At 66.2% G+C, this 15,515-nt stretch carries 13 protein-coding genes; 8 read left to right on the top strand and 5 right to left on the bottom strand.

The genetic code is table 11. The features are described from left to right. Positions 1–77: 77 nt before the first annotated feature. On the top strand, positions 78–2,582 hold the full coding sequence (locus GY40_RS03325; RefSeq protein ID WP_038358651.1) for a cell cycle histidine kinase CckA: 2,505 nt from the start codon (positions 78–80) through the stop codon (positions 2,580–2,582). 125 nt (positions 2,583–2,707) lie between these two features. Here GY40_RS03325 and GY40_RS03330 read toward each other — a convergent pair whose 3' ends face one another. Together GY40_RS03330 and motA are read right to left on the bottom strand one after the other, a co-directional pair. Next, positions 2,708–3,580 (bottom strand): flagellar motor protein MotB, encoded by an 873-nt coding sequence (locus GY40_RS03330; RefSeq protein WP_038358653.1) that lies wholly within the window; start codon positions 3,578–3,580, stop codon positions 2,708–2,710. 28 nt (positions 3,581–3,608) lie between these two features. Next, positions 3,609–4,466 (bottom strand): flagellar motor stator protein MotA, encoded by an 858-nt coding sequence (gene motA, locus GY40_RS03335; protein WP_038358655.1) that lies wholly within the window; start codon positions 4,464–4,466, stop codon positions 3,609–3,611. 373 nt (positions 4,467–4,839) lie between these two features. On the opposite strand from motA, the gene recA reads away from it, so the two are divergent. From recA to GY40_RS03350, 3 genes are all read left to right on the top strand, one after another. Continuing rightward, the gene (gene recA, locus GY40_RS03340) at positions 4,840–5,925 is read left to right on the top strand and encodes a recombinase RecA (RefSeq protein ID WP_038358656.1); all 1,086 of its coding nucleotides are present in this window, start codon (positions 4,840–4,842) and stop codon (positions 5,923–5,925) included. A 280-nt stretch (positions 5,926–6,205) separates the two neighbouring features. Then, the gene (gene alaS, locus GY40_RS03345; protein ID WP_038358657.1) at positions 6,206–8,848 is read left to right on the top strand and encodes an alanine--tRNA ligase; all 2,643 of its coding nucleotides are present in this window, start codon (positions 6,206–6,208) and stop codon (positions 8,846–8,848) included. Continuing rightward, positions 8,848–9,507, top strand: coding sequence for a hypothetical protein (locus tag GY40_RS03350; RefSeq protein WP_038358658.1), 660 nt, complete (start codon positions 8,848–8,850; stop codon positions 9,505–9,507). The genes alaS and GY40_RS03350 overlap by 1 nt, the downstream gene beginning before the upstream one ends. Positions 9,508–9,616: 109 nt before the next feature. On the opposite strand, the gene GY40_RS28445 is transcribed toward GY40_RS03350, so the two are convergent. Continuing rightward, positions 9,617–9,748, bottom strand: coding sequence for a hypothetical protein (locus GY40_RS28445; RefSeq protein WP_260368347.1), 132 nt, complete (start codon positions 9,746–9,748; stop codon positions 9,617–9,619). 422 nt (positions 9,749–10,170) lie between these two features. On the opposite strand from GY40_RS28445, the gene GY40_RS03355 reads away from it, so the two are divergent. Beyond that, complete coding sequence (locus tag GY40_RS03355; RefSeq protein ID WP_038358660.1) at positions 10,171–11,073, top strand: GNAT family N-acetyltransferase; 903 nt, start codon at positions 10,171–10,173, stop codon at positions 11,071–11,073. Between the two features lie 167 nt (positions 11,074–11,240). Here the strand turns inward: GY40_RS03355 and GY40_RS03360 are convergent, their stop codons facing one another. Beyond that, positions 11,241–12,455 carry an NADP-dependent isocitrate dehydrogenase gene (locus GY40_RS03360; protein ID WP_038358662.1) on the bottom strand — a complete coding sequence of 405 codons (1,215 nt, stop codon included), beginning with the start codon at positions 12,453–12,455 and terminating at the stop codon, positions 11,241–11,243. Between the two features lie 327 nt (positions 12,456–12,782). Between GY40_RS03360 and GY40_RS26400 the strand changes: the two genes are divergently transcribed. The 3 genes from GY40_RS26400 (at position 12,783) to GY40_RS03380 (ending at position 14,938) form a co-directional block, all read left to right on the top strand. Then, positions 12,783–13,487 carry a hypothetical protein gene (locus GY40_RS26400; protein WP_156115853.1) on the top strand — a complete coding sequence of 235 codons (705 nt, stop codon included), beginning with the start codon at positions 12,783–12,785 and terminating at the stop codon, positions 13,485–13,487. Between the two features lie 80 nt (positions 13,488–13,567). Further along, on the top strand, positions 13,568–14,305 hold the full coding sequence (locus GY40_RS03375; protein ID WP_038358666.1) for an SDR family NAD(P)-dependent oxidoreductase: 738 nt from the start codon (positions 13,568–13,570) through the stop codon (positions 14,303–14,305). 87 nt (positions 14,306–14,392) lie between these two features. After that, a complete protein-coding gene (locus GY40_RS03380) occupies positions 14,393–14,938 on the top strand; it encodes a 2,4'-dihydroxyacetophenone dioxygenase family protein (protein ID WP_038358667.1) in 546 nt (181 codons plus the stop codon). A gap of 106 nt (positions 14,939–15,044) precedes the next feature. On the opposite strand, the gene GY40_RS03385 is transcribed toward GY40_RS03380, so the two are convergent. Next, entirely contained in the window at positions 15,045–15,449 is a 405-nt protein-coding gene (locus GY40_RS03385; protein WP_038359955.1) for a flagellar assembly protein FliX, read from the bottom strand. Positions 15,450–15,515: the final 66 nt, after the last annotated feature.

Raw genomic sequence — 15,515 nt, forward strand, 5'->3', positions numbered from 1 at the left:
CGGATGCGAATGAACCTAAGCCGCCAGTCTTCTCCCCGCCGGACGGGCACGGCAGCAAGGAAACGGACTTGACCGCAATGAGCGGAAGCACGGCCACCAGCGCGATCGATCGCTCCGACAAGCCGGGCCATATCGGCGTCATCCTGCTCGTCGCCGGCCTGCTCGTCGGCGCGGCGATCGCGCTCGGCTTCATCGCCAACGAATGGGCCCAGCCGCTGATCCTCGGCCTGCTCGCCATCCTCTCCGCCGTCGGCGTTTTCGGCCTCTTCGCCTATGCGATCGGCCTGATCCAGTTCTCCGGCCGCGCCGCGCGCAACGACCTCACCAAGACCATCGTCGACGGCGCCGATGACGGCATCGTCGTCACCGAGGGCGAGAACGACATCGTCTATGCCAACGAGGCCTATCTCGGCCTCGCGGGTGCAACCGGCGCCAACGATCTGAAGCCGGTCGGCAGGCTGCTCACCGGCCGCGCCGACGTCTCTGAAGCGATCTACCGGCTCGCCACCGCCGCGCGCGAGAACCGCCGCCTCGTCGAGGAGGTCCGGCTGGAACCCGCGCTCAACGGGCGCGGCGAGGTCGGCTGGTATCGCGTCCGCGTCGCACCGGTGCGCCGCGAGACTTCGACCGCGACGCTCTGGACCGTCTCCGACGTCACCCCCGAGCGCGAGCGGCAGGAGAACGCCTTCCAGGAGCTCCAGCACGCCATCGACTATCTCGACCATGCGCCCGCCGGTTTCGTCTCGATCGACGCCGACGGCGAGGTCTCCTATCTCAACGCGACGCTGTCGGGCTGGCTCGATTTCGACCTCGCCCGCTTCGGCTCGGGCGGCCTGCATCTCGACGATATCTGCACGCCGGCCGCCGCCGCCCTTGTCCAGGCGATCCGCGGCCAGCCCGGCGATGTCCGGGTCGAGGTGCTCGATCTCGACCTCAAGCGCCGCAACGGCTCTCCCCTGCCGGTGCGCCTGCACCATCAGGTCGCCTTCGGTCAGGACGGACGCGCCGGCCCCTCGCGCACCCTGGTCCTCAACCGCGCCGCCGGCGAGGCCGGTGCCGATAGCCGCAGCGATGCCGAGGTCCGCTTCGCGCGCTTCTTCCACTCGACGCCGATGGCGATCGCCACCGTCGACAAGGCCGGCGCGATTCTGCGCTCCAACGCCGCCTTCGCCCGGCTGGTCCCGGCCGGCGTACAGGTCGTGACGATCCAGGATCTCGCCGCGCCGGGCTCCGGCCTGGACAAGGCGATGATCGAGACGATGGAGGGCGTTTCTGGGGCAAGCCCGCTCGACGTAACGCTCTCGGGCGAGGATGGCCGCTCGGCGAGGCTCTATCTCTCGCCCGTCGCCGCCTCCGAGGACGGCGATGGCGAGCGCGCCATCGTCTACGCGCTGGAGACCACCGCCGAGCGCAAGCTGCGCGACAACATGGACCAGGCCGGCAAGATGCAGGCCGTCGGCCAGCTCGCCGGCGGCATCGCGCACGACTTCAACAACGTGCTGCAGGTCATCATCAACGCTTCCGAGTTCCTGCTCGCCAGCCACCGGCCGACCGACCCGTCCTTCCCGGACATCATGCAAATCAAGCAGAACGCCTACCGCGCCGCGGCGCTGGTGCGACAGCTGCTCGCTTTCTCGCGCCGCCAGACCCTGCGTCCGCAGGTGCTGGAGCTCGGAGAAGTGCTCTCGGATCTCTCGCTGATGCTGAAGCGCGTCGTCGCCGACAAGGTCACGCTTGACGTCCGCCAGGGCCGCGATCTCTGGCCGGTCAAGGCCGATCTCGGCCAGCTCGAGCAGGTCATCGTCAACCTGGCCGTCAACGCCCGCGACGCCATGCCCGATGGCGGCAAGCTGACCGTGCGCACCCGCAACGTCGCCCGCGAGGATTGCGTGAGCTTCGGCCACGAGGCGCTGCCGATCGACGATTACGTGCTGCTCGAGGTCGAGGACAGCGGCACCGGCATCCCGCAGGAGCATCTCGACAAGATCTTCGAGCCCTTCTTCACCACCAAGGAGGTCGGCAAGGGCACGGGCCTGGGCCTCTCCATGGTCTACGGCATCGTCAAGCAGACGGGAGGCTATGTCTTCGTCGACTCCACTGTCGGCAAAGGCACGGCCTTCCAGATCTTCCTGCCCCGCCATGTCCCGAGCGAGGAGGAGATCGCCGCCGAGGCCGCCGCCAAGGAGGCGCCGAAGAAGCTCGCCGCCGACCACACCGGCGCCGGCGTCATCCTGTTGGTCGAGGACGAGGACGCGGTGCGTGCGCTCAACGCCCGCATGCTGGTCTCGCGCGGCTATACCGTCCACGAGGCCGCCTCGGGCGTCGAGGCGCTCGACATCTTCCTGCAGAAGGACGGCAACATCGACCTCGTCGTTTCCGACGTCGTCATGCCCGAGATGGACGGCCCAACCCTGCTCGGCGAATTGCGCCAGCGCAATCCAAACACCAAGGTCGTCTTCGTCTCCGGCTATGCCGAGGAAGCCTTCCGCAAGAACCTGCCCGAGGGCGAGAGCTTCCACTTCCTGCCCAAGCCCTTCACCATGAAGCAGCTCGTCGAGACGGTGAAAGCGGCGATGGGCTGATCGGGCCCAACGGCGGCGCGGGCCAATCCTGCTTCACCCAGCGGATTTTATGCTCCGATCAGACGGCGTGGCTCGTCTTAAACCCACAGTCGGCACGGAGCATCGTTTCGATGGTGCCTAGCTCGTCAGGGACGGGCGCCCGGGGGCAGCGGCGGCTCCGCATTGAGCAGCGTGATCGTCACCCGTCGGTTCGGCGGGATGTAGGGATTCTCGACGAAAAGCGGCTCGGTGTCGGCGCGTCCCACCACGGACGTGAAGCGGTTGCTGGGAAGCCCGGCACCCGACAGGATCTCACGCACGGCGAGCGCGCGCCCGGCGGTGAGGCTCCAGGAATCGACGGCCGGCACCGCGCCCGGGCTCGCGGCGGCCGTGTGACCGGCGACAGACAATTGGTTGGGCATCCGGCGCAGGGTGGGCGCGAGCGCCTCCAGCACGAGACGGGTGTGCTGGTAGGGCTGGACCGAGCCCTCGGGGAACATGGCGCGGCCGTTCTCATCCACGAGGGAAACGTTCAACCCCTCCTTGGTCGGCTCGATCACGATGTTGCGCGACAGCTCGGCAATTTCGGGCATGCTCTGGATCGCCTGCCGGAGGCTGGCGATGGCGCTGTAATTGGCTTGCACGCCGGCGGACGGGCGGTTCGCCTCGCGGTCGCTGGCGTGGCCCGAGTTGGTCGGACGCGCTTTGTCGTCCTGCCCGGTCGTGCCCCTCGCGGCGTCGCGAGGCACCGACGACCTGTTGCCGGCCTTGTCCAGGGCACTGCCCATCAGGACGCTGCCAGCGCCACTGGTTGAAAGACTCGCAGCCGCTGGCGCGAAGTATTCCGCCAGGCCGATCTTCTGCTCCTGCGTCGTCATGCTGATCAGCCACATCAGCAGGAAGAACGCCATCATGGCGGTCACGAAGTCCGCATAGGCGATCTTCCAGGCGCCGCCATGATGCGCATGAGCGGCCTTCTTGACCTTCTTGATGATGATCGGCTGGACGGGCTTGGTCATCGAGTGCCTGCTGGAGATTGTGTCAGATCTAGGCGGGCAGGCCGGCGGTCGCCGCTTCCACTTCGCTGAAGGTCGGGCGGACGTCGCTCATCAGAGCCTTGCGAGCGAATTCGACCGCCATCACCGGCGGCTGGCCGGCGATATGGGCGAGCAGACCCGCCTTGAGCGAAAGGTAATATTTGGCTTCCGCCTCATAGATGCCCTTGAGCGACTGCGCCATGGGCCCGAAGAAGCCGTAGGCGACGAAGACGCCGAAGAAGGTGCCGACAAGCGCACCGCCGATCAGATGTCCCAGCACCTCCGGCGGCTCGGTGATCGCCCCCATCGTCTTGATCACACCGAGCACGGCGGCGACGATGCCGAGCGCCGGAGTTCCGTCGGCAAGCGACTGCATGGCCGCAACGACACGCTCCTGCTCCTGGTGGTGCGTCTCCAGTTCCTCGTCCATGAGAGCGTCCATCTCGTGGACGTTGTTGGCGCCCATCGTCAACATGCGCATGTAGTCGCAGACGAACTCGACCGCGTGATGGTTCGCCGCAAAAGTCGGGAAGGCGTTGAACAGCGTCGATTCGCTCGGATTTTCAATGTGCTGCTCGACCGCGAGCATGCCCTTCTGCTTCACGAGCTTGTACAAGGAATACTGCATCCCCAGCAGTTCGACGTAGCATTCCTGCTTGTACTTGGCGCCCTTCATGAGCGAGCCGAACATGGCGGGCACGGCCTTGAGCACCGGCGCGGGGTTGCCGATGACGAAGGCACCGATCGCTGCACCGAGGATGATGACAAACTCGAAGGGCTGCCAGAGGACCTCGAGGTGGCCGCCCATCGCCGCGTAGCTACCGAAGACGCAGACGAAGACGATGATTGTGCCGACGATCAGCCGCATGGTTTGCCACCCTCGCGCCGCAGCAGGTACAGCCCGCGCGAAGCCACTCACTGGTCCGAGGAAATGCCCGATCAAGGTTAAGGGCGAGTTTATGGCCAGTGGCCGCAGGCTTGTAAGCGTCGTCCTCCGGCCACCGCTTCGAGGCTTGGGCGGCAGGAGCGAGAAGCGACCGGATCCGGGCGATCTCCCAATGTCCGGTTGCCGCGCGGATCGCCCATTTGTCCCCTTGGTCAGAACGGGCTCATGACATCTCCTGTCACCATCCCCCCGACGGGAACAAAAAAAGAACTTGCCGACAGGAACAAAGCGTGACCATTCTCCTGTCAAGACGCATTGAGATGTCCCTCTCGCCCTGCCATAAGGAGCCCGAACCGTGAATCAGGCAAATCTCAAGCTCGTGGAAGGCTCCTCGATGGACAAGGCCAAGGCGCTCGATGCGGCGCTCTCCCAGATCGAACGCGCCTTCGGCAAGGGCTCGATCATGCGGCTCGGCAAGAACTCGCCTTCGATCGAAATCGAGACGATCTCCACGGGTTCGCTCGGGCTCGACATCGCGCTCGGCGTCGGCGGCTTGCCCAGGGGGCGCGTCATCGAGATCTACGGGCCGGAATCCTCCGGCAAGACCACGCTGGCGCTGCACACCATCGCCGAAGCCCAGAAGAAGGGCGGCGTCTGCGCCTTCGTCGATGCCGAGCATGCGCTCGACCCGGTCTATGCCCGCAAGCTCGGCGTCAATCTCGACGACCTGCTGATCTCCCAGCCCGACACCGGCGAGCAGGCGCTCGAGATCACCGATACCCTTGTGCGCTCCGGTGCCATCGACGTGCTCGTGGTCGACTCGGTCGCCGCGCTCACGCCCCGCGCCGAGATCGAGGGCGAGATGGGCGATGTCCAGCCCGGCCTGCAGGCCCGCCTGATGAGCCAGGCGCTGCGCAAGCTCACCGCGTCGATCTCACGCTCGAACTGCATGGTGATCTTCATCAATCAGATCCGCATGAAGATCGGCGTGATGTACGGTAGCCCGGAGACCACCACCGGCGGCAACGCGCTGAAATTCTATGCCTCGGTGCGCCTCGACATCCGCCGCGTCTCGACGCTGAAGGAGCGCGACGAGGCGACCGGCAATCAGGTCCGCGTCAAGGTCGTCAAGAACAAGGTCGCGCCGCCCTTCAAGCAGGTCGAGTTCGACATCATGTTCGGCGAGGGCATCTCGAAGGTCGGCGAACTGATCGACCTCGGCGTCAAGGCCGGCATGGTCGAGAAGTCGGGCGCCTGGTTCTCCTTCGACAGCCAGCGCCTCGGCCAGGGCCGCGAGAACGCCAAGACCTTCCTGAAGGGAAATCCGGACATGGCCGCCAAGATCGAGGCCACGATCCGCCAGAATTCCGGGCTGGTCGCCGAGCGCATTCTCGATCAGGCGGACCCGACCGCGGACGATCTTGACGAAGGCGAAGCCTGAGACAACCAATGCCGTCATGCTCGGACTTGACCCGAGCATCTCAGGCCGAATGGGGCGACCTATCCTGAGAGAGCTTCTCGAGTCTGCGCGTCGCTCCGCCCGAGAATGACGTTCGATCAAGCGGGCGGCCTTCGGGCCGCCCGTTTTCGTTTGCCGATAAGACCTTGCGCGCGGTGCGCTGCAACGAGCTTTCTGGACAGGCGCGAGCGGCCTGACTAGAACCGGTCGTTCCCGCCGGGCGCCAGCCCGGCTCTGCCCGTGTTGAAAAGCGCAAGAACCGATGAGCGGCGTCAACGATATCCGGTCGACCTTCCTCGACTACTTCAAGTCTCAGGGCCACGAGGTCGTGCCGTCGAGCCCGCTCGTGCCGCGCAACGACCCGACGCTGATGTTCGCCAATTCGGGCATGGTGCAGTTCAAGAACGTCTTCACCGGCCAGGAGAAGCGTCCCTATTCCCGCGCCACCACGGCGCAGAAATGCGTGCGCGCCGGCGGCAAGCACAACGACCTCGACAATGTCGGCTACACCGCCCGCCACCACACCTTCTTCGAGATGCTGGGGAACTTCTCCTTCGGCGACTATTTCAAGGAACAGGCGATCACTCACGCCTGGACGCTGGTCACGCGCGAGTTCGAGCTGCCCAAGGACAAACTCCTCGTCACCGTCTATTCCGAGGACGACGAGGCGCATGCCCTCTGGAAGAAGATCGCCGGCCTGACCGACGACAAGATCATCCGCATCCCGACCTCGGCGAATTTCTGGCGCATGGGCGACACCGGCCCCTGCGGCCCCTGCTCCGAGATCTTCTACGACCATGGCGACCATATCTGGGGCGGCCCGCCCGGCTCGCCCGAGGAGGATGGCGATCGCTTCATCGAGATCTGGAACCTCGTCTTCATGCAATACGAGGAGGCCGCGGGCGGCATCAGGACCGACCTGCCCCGCCCCTCGATCGACACCGGCATGGGGCTGGAGCGCGTCGCGGCCGTGCTCCAGGGCACGCATGACAACTACAATATCGACCTGTTCCGGGCCCTGATCGGCGCCATCGCCGACCTGACCTCGGTCCCCGCCGACGGGCCGATGAAGGCGAGCCACCGCGTCATCGCCGACCATCTGCGCTGCTCCGCCTTCCTGATCGCCGACGGCGTGCTGCCCTCCAATGAGGGCCGCGGCTATGTGCTGCGCCGGATCATGCGCCGCGGCATGCGGCACGCGCAGCTCCTCGGCGCCAAGGAGCCGCTGCTGCACAGGATCGTGCCGGTGCTGACCCGCGAGATGGGCCGGGCCTATCCGGAGCTCGTCCGCGCCGAAGCGCTGATCACCGAGACGCTGAAGCTGGAGGAAACCCGTTTCCGCACCACGCTGGCGCGCGGCCTCTCGCTGCTCGACGACGCCTCCAGGGACCTGACCGCCGGCCAGAGCCTCAAGGGCGACGTCGCGTTCACGCTCTACGACACCTACGGCTTCCCGCTCGACCTGACGCAGGACGCGCTGCGCGCTCGCGAGATCACGGTCGATGTCGAGGGCTTCGACGCCGCCATGCAGCAGCAGAAGGCCAAGGCGCGCGCCGCCTGGTCCGGCTCCGGCGAGGCCGCGACCGAGACGCTCTGGTACCCGCTGCGCGACAGGCTCGGCGCGACCGAGTTCCTCGGCTACGACACCGAGATTGCCGAGGGCGTGGTCACCGCGCTGATCCGCGACAATGCCGAGGTCCAGTCCCTCAAGGCCGGCGAGAGCGGCTTCATGCTGGTCAACCAGACGCCGTTCTACGGCGAGTCCGGCGGCCAGGTCGGCGATGCCGGCGTGGTCAAGGCGCCGGGCACGGTCGTCGAGGTCTCCGACGTCCAGAAGAAGCTCGGCGACGTCTTCGCCCATAGCGTCACGGTCAAGGAAGGCGAATTGAAGCTCGGCGCTGCCGTCGAGCTGATCGTCGATCATGAGCGCCGCACCGCGATCCGCGCCAACCATTCGGCGACGCATCTGCTGCACGAGGCGCTGCGCCTCGTCCTCGGCGATCACGTCGCGCAGAAGGGCTCGCTGGTCTCGGCCGATCGCCTGCGCTTCGACTTCTCGCATCCCAAGCCCATCAGCGCCGAGGAGCTGCGCGAGGTCGAGGAGATCGCCAACGCCATCGTCCTGCAAAACGAACCGGTCACGACCCGGCTGATGAGCGTCGACGAGGCGATCGAATCGGGCGCGCGCGCCCTCTTCGGCGAGAAATACGGCGACGAGGTCCGCGTCGTCGCGATGGGCACGAACCCGGCCGGCAAGGCCTATTCGGTCGAGCTCTGCGGCGGCACCCATGCGGCTCGCACCGGCGACATCGGCCTCGTCAGCATCGTCGGCGAAGGCGCGGTGGCGGCGGGTGTCCGCCGTCTCGAAGCCATGACCGGCAATGGCGCCCGCCTGCGCCTCAACGAGGAATCGCGCCTGCTCGATGGGCTCGCGAGCCTGCTCAAGGTCCCGGCCTCGGAGGCCGGAAACCGTCTGGCCGCGCTGATCGAGGAGCGCCGCAAGCTCGACCGTGAATTGACCGAGGCCCGCAAGAAGCTCGCCATGGGCGGCGGCGGCGCAGCCGAAGAACCGATCCAGGAAATCGCCGGCGCCAAGCTCCTGGCGCGGGCCGTCACCGGCATCGAGATGAAGGACCTCAAGAGCCTCGCCGACGAGGCCAAGGCGCGTGTCGGCTCCGGCGTCGTCGCCATCGTCGGCGTCGCCGATGACGGGAAGGCCGGCGTCGTCGTCGGCGTCACGCCCGACCTGACCGAGCGCTTCGATGCGGTCGCGCTGGTGCGCGCGGCCTCCGAGCAGCTCGGCGGCAAGGGCGGCGGCGGCCGCCGCGACATGGCCCAGGCCGGCGGACCGGACGGCAGCAAGGCGCAGGAAGCGCTCGACGCCGTCGCGGCCGCGATGGGCTGATGCAGACCCGGAAGAGCGGTGCCGCCATAGGCGCCCTCTCCCGCCGTGTCGTGCTGATCACGGCCGGCCTTTGGCCGGCCGTCGCATCAGCTCAGAAGCAGCAAAAGCCGGCCCCGCGTCCGCCGCAGCCCGCGATCTCGGCGGCGCGCAGCATCATGGCCGGCACCCCGCTCAGCGTCTTCCTGAGCAACGCGCCGCAGGGCGCACGTCTCGCCATCGCCCGCCCGGACGATCCGGCCGAGAAGGCGATCGTCGTCCTTCAGCCGAAGACCACCGTTCCCTCCCTGCAGACGCCCGGAGCCGTCGGCGCTTACGAATTGCGGCTGACCGTCGAGAAGGACGGCGCGCCCCAAATCCTGCTGCGCCAGCCGTTCGTCACGACCGAGCCGAGCGCGACCCTGGCCGCCCCCGAGCGCGTCGGCCATAGCCAGGCGCTGCCGGTACGCGGCATCGGCCCGAATGGCGAGCAGGATCGCGTCGTGCTGGTGCAGCCCGAGGCTCCGGCCGAGGCCGATGGGCCGCGCTTCTTCCCGGCCGAGAATGTCGAGGCGACATTGGAGGCGCCGGAGCAGCCGGGCGTCTACGAATTGCGCTATGTGATGAACGCACCGATCAGCGGCCCCGTCATTCTAGCCCGCCGTCCCGTCAAGGTGGAATGAATCCCGTCTGAGACCACCCCGATGCGGTGGTTTGCGGCTCGTGCGGATCGTTCCGGGAACGCAAAGCGGCCCGGTCCCCGTTCCGCAACGGCTCACATTCTACGAGGTCTCAATACTGACGTGTGACCTCGCGGAGCGCCATCAGCATCATCCAGACGAGGCCGGCTACGGTGATCCCGGCCGACAGATTTGTCAGCAGTCCGGCGACAACGCCCATGGCAAGTGCAAAGCCTGTGTTCATGCCTTGCTTGCTAGAACTGGTCTGTGTAGCTTTTTGGGTGCCGAGCCGGCATTTCCAAGGCCATTTCGTTTCCGAATCTTGCCGCAGGCTTCGGCCTGAGGGCGCAAACGAAAAAGCCCCCTCAGGCCGAAGCCTGGTCGCCGGCGATACGCCGCTCCATGGCCCCTGCTCAGGCTTCCCGGACAGGAAAGCACGTCCGACGAAAGGCTCGCTCCCTTTCGCAGAACCGGGGCGCACCGGCTTCCGCGTCCGCCCCTTTGGGGACCAATCGCGGCGATCGCACAGGATGGCTGGAGCGGATCCACAGCGGATCTCGCCATGAATTTTCCCAACCGGACGGCAACGCGACGCGATATTGTTGGCCCTGCTAGCCGGACACGCGATGCCAAGACCTGTTTGAATAGCTCTGACGGAGTTGTCCGATGTCACTCGTCTACAGGCCCGCCCGAGCGCAGGATTTGGCGACGGCAGACGCCCTCGTTGTTGCCAGCATCAACGATCTGACCACGCGCCATGGCTTCGGTCTGATGGCGACCCCAAGCGCGCCCAATTTTCAGCTGTTCTCCCTCAGGGACGACCCTGACGGCCTATGGATCGCGGAGGATGGCGATGACATCCTCGGTTTTGTCTGGAGTTGGGTGTGCGGGAATGTGTGGTTTCTTGCCCAGCTATTCGTCGATCCCGCCCAACAGGGTCGTGGCATCGGGAATGAATTATTGAAACGCAGCTTGGAACATGCCCGGAAATCGGACGTGGCTCACAAGGCCCTGATCACTTTCACCTTCAACAGGGTCTCGCAGGGCCTCTACATCCGGCATGGGCTTTTTCCAAAGATGCCGATCTATTTGTTCCGCGCGGCGCGAGAGCGGGTGATGGAGGGATTGCGGGAGCCTCCATTCGATAGCATCCCGATCGACGACAATGCCGCGACGATGGAAAAACTGGCTGAAATCGACTCCCGCGCGATCGGCTTCACGCGAGAGAAGCATCACCGCTACCTGCTCAATGACCCGGCTGCCACAGGGGTCTTGCTCTGCTCCGGCAGCGATTGCGTCGGCTACTGCTATGTCAGTTCCAGCGGGCATATCGGACCTCTCGCGGTCAGGGAGGCCGACGCTCTCGGTGACGCCTTTGCGTCCGCATTGAAGATGGCGGCCGATCGATCCTGCGAGAACATATCGGCGTTCCTGCCCGGAACATGCGAAAGCGCCCTGAGCCTCGCGGTCAGTCGTGGCATGCGCATCACCTTCCCGATGCTGCTGATGGCATCGCACGGTTATGGAACTTGGACGCGATACCTGCCGCGCAATCCGGGCTTCATGTGATCATCGGTATCGGCTTTCGGTGAAAAGGCGCCCCGATCCTGTTCACGATGAGCGCCCGCTCCCCACCCGGGAAGCCTCAGGGCCACCTCGCGCTTCGCCTTCCCGTGCAGAAAAAAGCCCGGCCTTTCGGCCGGGCTCTGCATGGCTTGCTGCGATAGGGCCCGAGATCAGGCGGCCATCGCCTTCTTCATGTTCTCGCTGACCTTCTCGAGGAAGCCGGTCGTCGAGAGGAACTTCTGGTCGGGGCCGACCAGCAGGGCGAGGTCCTTGGTCATGTCGCCGGACTCGACCGTATCGACCGTGACCTTCTCGAGCAGCGCAGCGAACTTAGCGAGCTCGGCATTGTTGTCGAGCTTGGCGCGATGAGCGAGGCCACGCGTCCAGGCGAAGATCGAGGCGATCGAGTTGGTCGAGGTCTCCCTGCCCTTCTGGTGCTCGCGATAGTGGCGGGTCACCGTACCGTGGGCGGCCTCGGCCTCGACGGTCTTGCCGTCCGGCGTCATCAGCACCGAGGTCATCAGGCCCAGCGAACCGAAGCCCTGCGCCACGGTGTCGGACTGCACGTCGCCGTCATAGTTCTTGCAGGCCCAGACATAGCCACCCGACCACTTCATCGCCGACGCCACCATGTCGTCGATCAGGCGGTGCTCGTAGGTGATGCCGAGCTTGTCGAATTCGGCCTTGAACTCCTTCTCGTAGATCTCCTGGAAGATGTCCTTGAAGCGGCCGTCATAGGTCTTGAGGATGGTGTTCTTGGTCGACAGATAGACCGGGTACTTGCGCATCAGGCCGTAATTCAGCGAGGCCCGCGCGAAGTCGCGGATCGAGTCGTCGAGGTTGTACATCGCCATGGCGACGCCAGCGTCGGGGGCCTTGAAGACCTCCTTCTCGATCACCTGGCCGTCCTCGCCGACGAACTTGATCGAGAGCGTGCCCTTGCCCGGGAACTTGAAGTCGGTCGCGCGGTACTGGTCGCCATAGGCATGGCGGCCGATGACGATCGGCTGAGTCCAGCCCGGCACGAGGCGCGGCACGTTCTTGCAGATGATCGGCTCGCGGAAGATCACGCCGCCGAGGATGTTGCGGATCGTGCCGTTCGGCGACTTCCACATCTGCTTCAGGTTGAACTCCTTCACGCGGGCTTCGTCCGGCGTGATGGTCGCGCACTTCACGGCAACGCCGTGCTTCTTGGTGGCGTTGGCGGCGTCGATCGTAACCTGATCGTCGGTCGCGTCGCGGTTCTCGACCGAGAGGTCGTAATATTCGAGTTCGAGATCGAGATAGGGGAAGATCAGCGTGTCCTTGATCTTCTGCCAGATGATCCGGGTCATCTCGTCGCCGTCCATGTCGACGACCGGGTTGGCGACCTTGATCTTGCTCATGCGATGACCCCTGTGCTCTCCAGATAGAACGTCCGAAACCGTGGCTTTCGGCCAAGGTCTCCGGCTGGTCGCTTCCTAGCGGGTTCGGGGCGGCGGGGGAAGCGCAGCTTTCGGGCAATGTCTCGCCCGGCGGTTTATGCTGCACTGCCGCAAAATCGGCAATTTCGCCGCCTAGCCTGTCCTGCCGCTCGTCATAGCGACAGGACGAACGACGTGTCTCGTATCATCATGATGTGGAGCGCCGCACCGGCATCGGCGGCGCTTTTCCTCGCAGGAATGCTGTCTTGCAGCCCGGTTTGGGCGCAGGACGCAAGCGCGGACGCCGCCGTGCAGCTCCCGATCCCACGTGGAGCCCTGCTCGACCCCGACGCCAATGGGATGGACGCGGCTGCGCCCGTCGTCGCGGATTCCGATGCCGTCGTCTTCAATCCGGCCCTGGCCGCGATCGGCCGCGCCGACACTGCGTCCGGCGCCCATCTGCGCGCCCGCGCCCCCATCCCGGTCGACATCATCCGCAAGGGCTTCCCCGCGCGCGAGACCATGACGGGCGCGGATCAGGACCGTTCCGTCGGCTTCAAGCTCGGCCGGGATGCCTTCTCGCTCTCGACCAGCCTGAACGCGCCGGGAGGGGCCGGCACCTCGCGCGACGCCCGCCTGGACTGGCGCTGGGCACGGCCCGCATCCAGCGATCCCGGCGTGATCTGGGGCGTCTCGACCGGTGGCGGCGGCGCGGTCGGCGGCAATCCCGAGCAGACCGGCGATGCCACGATCGGCTATCGGCAACAGCTCTTCCCGCATCTGATGCTGACGACCCAGCTCGGCATGGCCGGCAATTATGTCTTCGCGGCGGGCGACGGCTTTCATTCCGCGCTGACGCCGGAGGTCAAGCTCTCGGTCGATCTCGCCAAGGCGGCGGACCTGCCTTGGCAGGCCTCCTTCGACCTCGCGCTCGCCCGCAAGCTGCCGCTGGTCGCCAGCGACTATGAGACGCGCGGCACCGCGCTGCTTTCGCTGAAATACAGGTGGCAATGAGGTGAGGCAGGCCGCAGGCTCATGGCGGCTTGCGGCGCGCGCGCTTCCCCGGCGCCGGCCGGCACTCTAGCCTCCGGCGCATGACACAGCCGACTTCGTCCAAATTCGCTCTCGTCACCGGCGGCACGCGCGGCATCGGCGCCGGCGCCGCCCTCGCCCTGGCCAAGGCCGGCTACGAGGTTCTCGCCACCGGGCTGACTGTGGAAGAGGTTGCGGTCCCGCCCGCCCACCCGGCCATCCGCCACGCCCGGCTCGACGTCACCCGCGACGACGAGGTCGCCGCCATCGTCGCGACCTGCCCACGGATCGACGCGCTGGTGAACTGCGCCGGCATGATCCAGCGCGGCGGCAAGGAATTCGAGATCGACGCCTTCCGCTTGACCATCGAGGTCAACCTCACCGGCACGATGCGGATGAGCCTGGCGGCAAAGGAGAAGCTCGCGGCGAAAGGGCCTGACAAGCCCGGCGGCGCCATCGTCAACACCGCCTCGATGCTGACCTTCCATGGCTCGCCCTTCGCGCCGGGCTATGCAGCCTCGAAGGGCGGCGTCGGCCAGCTCACCAAGTCGCTCGCCGCCGCCTGGGCGCCCGAAGGCATCCGTGTCAATGCCGTGGCACCGGGCTGGATCGAGACCGAACTGACCCGGCCGCTGGTCGAGGACGAGGCCCGCTCGGCCCCGATCCTCGCCCGCACGCCGATGGGCCGCTGGGGCAAGCCGGGCGATGTCGGCGGCGCCATCGCGTTTCTCGTCTCGGACGAGGCGCAGTTCATCACCGGCGCGATCCTGCCCGTCGACGGCGGTTATCTCACGCTCTAGAAAACCAGATATTTCAGCCGCTTGCGCGCCGACATTGAATCAGTTCGAGCGGCCATTGAATCAAGAACTCAATAGGGGAGACACGCCATGACCTCGACGAGTCCCATGCCGGTCACGGCCACACAGGAAGAGCGCTGGACGCCCTATCGCCATCCTCAGCCCAAGGAATCGCCGCCGGAGCTGATCGTCCCGAACGTCATCCCGACGGATGAGCGCGTCTGGGTGCCGGTCGACGACAATGTCTGGTTCCGCCCTCTGCTCCTCTGCGTCTCGCGCGGCTACTGGATGAACCTGCTCAAGGTCCGCCGCGCCGGCGTGCTCTCGCGCCATCGCCACCCTCTGCCGGTGCATGGCTATGTGCTGAAGGGCCAGTGGCGCTATCTGGAGCATGACTGGGTCGCGACCGAGGGCTCCTATGTCTACGAGGCGCCGGGCGAGACGCATACGCTGGTGGTCGATCCCGATGTCGAGGAGATGATCACCATGTTCCAGGTCAACGGCGCGATGATCTATGTCGATCCGGACGGCAAATGCCTGGGCTATGACGACGTCTTCACGCGCATCGACAAATGCCGGGCGCACTACGCCCAGAACGGCCTCGGCGCGGAGTATGTCGACCAGTTCATTCGGTAGGATCTAAGCCACTGACTGGCGTCATTCTCGGGCTTGATCCGAGAATCTCATGACCGAAAGGGCGCTGGTTTCCGAGATGCTCGGGTCGAGCCCGAGCACGACGCCTTTACCGCCCGAGCTTCGCCAGCTCCACCGCCGCGCGCAGTTCGATATGGGCGAGCACCTCGTCGAGGCGCGGGTCGTCGGTCGTTTCGCGCCTGAGCGCCAGCGCGTTCCTGATCCGCTCCAACTCCGAAGGCAGGACGCGCCCCGCGAGCAGCGCGGCCTTCAGCCGGTCGAGCCCGTCGAGCAGGTCATGGCCGCGCCGGGCCTGGCGGCGCTTGCGCTCCTGCTGATCCTCATCGGCCTGCACCGCCAGCAGCATGTCGAGCGGGCCGGCCGCGGCGACGCCGGCGCTGCGGGCCGGCGCCTCGCTGTCGGATGTCGGAAGCGTGAAGGACGCGCCGCCCGTGCGCCTCGCGGAACTGGCCGAGCCGGCGTTGGAGACGGGCGCGCGCTGGTCGATCCTGATCATGGCGGCCTCGCTGGAGCATCGAACCGGAATGGGAAGCTCGTTCCCGGCGATCGGATGCGTGAA

The organism is Allobosea sp. UNC402CLCol (assembly GCF_000745475.1).
Classification (GTDB): Bacteria; Pseudomonadota; Alphaproteobacteria; order Rhizobiales; family Beijerinckiaceae; genus Allobosea; species Allobosea spartocytisi.

What these genes read in the sequence shown, in the direction of transcription:
- GY40_RS03360 (WP_038358662.1), bottom strand. Translation starts at nt 12,455, where the DNA reads ATGAGCAAGATCAAGGTCGCCAACCCGGTCGTCGACATGGACGGCGAC.
- GY40_RS28445 (WP_260368347.1), bottom strand. Translation starts at nt 9,748, where the DNA reads ATGAACACAGGCTTTGCACTTGCCATGGGCGTTGTCGCCGGACTGCTG.
- GY40_RS03380 (WP_038358667.1), top strand. Translation starts at nt 14,393, where the DNA reads ATGACCTCGACGAGTCCCATGCCGGTCACGGCCACACAGGAAGAGCGC.
- GY40_RS03350 (WP_038358658.1), top strand. Translation starts at nt 8,848, where the DNA reads ATGCAGACCCGGAAGAGCGGTGCCGCCATAGGCGCCCTCTCCCGCCGT.
- GY40_RS03355 (WP_038358660.1), top strand. Translation starts at nt 10,171, where the DNA reads ATGTCACTCGTCTACAGGCCCGCCCGAGCGCAGGATTTGGCGACGGCA.
- GY40_RS03330 (WP_038358653.1), bottom strand. Translation starts at nt 3,580, where the DNA reads ATGACCAAGCCCGTCCAGCCGATCATCATCAAGAAGGTCAAGAAGGCC.
- GY40_RS03325 (WP_038358651.1), top strand. Translation starts at nt 78, where the DNA reads ATGAGCGGAAGCACGGCCACCAGCGCGATCGATCGCTCCGACAAGCCG.
- GY40_RS03375 (WP_038358666.1), top strand. Translation starts at nt 13,568, where the DNA reads ATGACACAGCCGACTTCGTCCAAATTCGCTCTCGTCACCGGCGGCACG.
- alaS (WP_038358657.1), top strand. Translation starts at nt 6,206, where the DNA reads ATGAGCGGCGTCAACGATATCCGGTCGACCTTCCTCGACTACTTCAAG.
- motA (WP_038358655.1), bottom strand. Translation starts at nt 4,466, where the DNA reads ATGCGGCTGATCGTCGGCACAATCATCGTCTTCGTCTGCGTCTTCGGT.